The following is a 1,804-nucleotide window of genomic DNA, read 5'->3' on the forward strand; positions in this document are numbered from 1 at the left end:
GTATGAATTGCCATAATCATTGTCAAGGTTTAAGAATTCCAAGTATGTGATATCATGAAACTCGCCCCCGACCTTAAATCAAAGATCGACACCCTCTGGGATCGCTTCTGGAGCGGGGGGATGTCAAACCCGCTCCAGTCCATCGAGCAGATGTCCTACCTCATCTTCATGAAGCGCCTCGAAGATATGGATGTCGTCGAGCAGAATCGAGCGCGAGCGCGGGGAGTGCCGTATACGTCGGTCTTCGAGGAGCATGAGGAGTGCCGGTGGTCGAGCTGGAAGCACTACCCTGCCGAGCAGATGCTTGTACATGTCCGCGACAGGGTCTTCCCCTTCATCAAATCCCTCCATAACGGGGAGAAGACGCTCTTCGCCCGGCAGATGCAGGACGCCGTCTTTATGATCCCAAAGCCCTCGCTCCTTCAGGAAGCGGTCGCTCTCATCGACGAGATGAATATCACGGCGCAGAATCGCGACACTCAGGGCGATATCTACGAATACCTCCTCTCTCAACTCTCCACTGCCGGAAAGAACGGACAGTTCCGCACCCCGCGTCATATCATACGGATGATCGTTGAACTGGTCGATCCTGATATCACCGACCGTATCTGCGATCCTGCGTGCGGTACGGCTGGCTTCCTCATCAACTCGTATGAGCACATCATCCGGAAGTATACGAGTCCCGACATGCTTGAGGTCGACCAGGAGGGAGAATACCACAACCTCATCGGCGACAACATCACCGATCAGAAGCATTGGGAGAAACTCTGGAGCGATACGTTCTACGGGTTCGACTTCGACTCCACGATGACCCGGATATCGCTCATGAACCTGATGCTGCACGGCATCAAAGCTCCTCACATCGAGCTCAAGGACACCCTCTCCAAGCGCTACACTGAAGAAGAGCGCTATACGGTCGTGCTCGCCAATCCCCCCTTCAAGGGGAGCATCGACAAGAGCGACATCAACGACAGCCTCTCGCTTAACACGACAAAGACCGAACTGCTCTTAGTCGAGCGGATGATACAACTCCTGACGATAGGCGGGAAGTGCGGCGTTATCGTGCCTGACGGCGTGCTCTTTGGGAGCTCCAGAGCGCATAAGGAGCTCCGCCGGATGCTCCTTGAGGAGAATCAACTGGAGGGTATCGTCTCCATGCCCTCCGGGATCTTCAAACCCTATGCGGGAGTCTCGACCGCCGTGCTGATCTTCGTGAAGGGCGGAAAGACCGGCAAGGTCTGGTTCTACGACATGGAGGCGGACGGTTACTCGCTCGACGACAAGCGGACATTCATCGACGGCAAAGGTGATATTCCGGACATTATCGAGCAATTCAGGGAGCGGAGAGACACAAACCCGATAGACAGGAAGGCGAAGTGCTTCTATGTGCCGGTCGAGGAGATCCAGGCGAATAACTATGACCTCTCGATCTCTCGCTACAAGGAGATAGAATACGAAGAGGTCGAGTATGAGCCTCCGGAAGTGATCATCGATAAAATCCAGGCTTTAGAGAGCCAGATCCAGCAGAATCTTGAGGAATTAAAGGAGATGCTCAAAAAGTCTGAAAAATAAGGATGGAAGGGGCTATCTTAGTACTCTTTAGTTACGATAGTCCGTGCTGGATGAGGAGTCATACGAAGGGTTTCTGTTCCATCAGGAGTGAAGATAGTCTGATTGGCATAAGGTCTCACTTATGGGATGCGAAAAAGGCTTAATAGTCAGTCAGGGATCTGATCTCTCTCCTTCAACGGAGGTATCATCTTTTTTGGGAAATTGGGACAGCGTGGATTGATTCCTCATGGCA

At 52.7% G+C, this 1,804-nt stretch carries 1 protein-coding gene; it reads left to right on the forward strand.

Annotation, left to right across the window (positions count from 1 at the left end; genetic code table 11):
- Nucleotides 1–54 precede the first annotated feature (54 nt).
- A complete protein-coding gene (locus tag EI28_RS12140) occupies nucleotides 55–1,572 on the forward strand; it encodes a class I SAM-dependent DNA methyltransferase (protein WP_048115173.1) in 1,518 nt (505 codons plus the stop codon).
- Nucleotides 1,573–1,804: the final 232 nt, after the last annotated feature.

The organism is Methanoculleus sp. MH98A (assembly GCF_000691865.1).
Classification (GTDB): domain Archaea; phylum Halobacteriota; class Methanomicrobia; order Methanomicrobiales; family Methanoculleaceae; genus Methanoculleus.

What these genes read in the sequence shown, in the direction of transcription:
- EI28_RS12140 (WP_048115173.1), top strand. Translation starts at nt 55, where the DNA reads ATGAAACTCGCCCCCGACCTTAAATCAAAGATCGACACCCTCTGGGAT.